The sequence below is a fragment of the Paeniroseomonas aquatica genome (assembly GCF_030409335.1).
Lineage (GTDB): Bacteria > Pseudomonadota > Alphaproteobacteria > Acetobacterales > Acetobacteraceae > Belnapia > Belnapia aquatica.
Genome location: NZ_JAUFPN010000098.1, coordinates 1 through 670, shown reverse-complemented (window position 1 = coordinate 670; position 670 = coordinate 1). Strand labels below are relative to the sequence as shown.

Genomic DNA, 670 nt, shown 5'->3' with positions numbered 1-670 from the left:
GGCGCTCCAAGTGAGGGTCATCAGGTCACCTGCTGGATCCGCAGGAACGACCGCGCCTCAAGCGTGACCGCAGTGGCGTTCGCGAAGTTCTGCGCCCACTGCACGTTCATGATTCCACCGGCCGCTTCGGTGACCAGGACGCCTTCCTCGATGATCGACACGGCCGTCGTCGTGGTCCCGTAGGAGACCGCTGTCGGCCACGCGTGCACCGAGATCCGCATCGTGTCCGTCGTCGAGGTGACCGCAGCGGCCGGGCCCACGTTGTGGCGGCGCCCCTGCGTACCTGCAGGCACCGAGTAGCCGAGCCGCAGCTTCGCCGCCGTCGGGCCGGTCACCGAGAAGCAGGCCAGCACCAGGTACATCGAGAACGGTTCGACGGGGAGGAACAGTTCGTCGTCGAGCTGGTCGACCGCCGAGTTCACGACCGATTCCGCGACGGTCTTCCACGCGTACTGTGGTTTGCCCACGTTGTAGCCGTGGGCGGTGAGCACGTCGCCGGCGAGCAGCGGCATCGCTTTGACCGTCACTTCACACCACCCTGTACGCGCTCATCCAGGAGCCCCGTTCGACTCGTGTGTCTCCGACCGTCGCGACTGCCTGGGACCACGTGAGGGTGAGGTTTCCGGCGGTGCCGCTCGTGGACAGCCAGATCTCCTCGCGAATCGCGGAG

1 protein-coding gene is annotated in these 670 nt (G+C 66.7%); it reads right to left on the bottom strand.

Going from position 1 to position 670, the window contains the following annotated elements:
* Nucleotides 1–20: 20 nt before the first annotated feature.
* On the bottom strand, nucleotides 21–512 hold the full coding sequence (locus QWZ14_RS08795; protein ID WP_290316259.1) for a hypothetical protein: 492 nt from the start codon (nucleotides 510–512) through the stop codon (nucleotides 21–23).
* Nucleotides 513–670 lie beyond the last annotated feature (158 nt).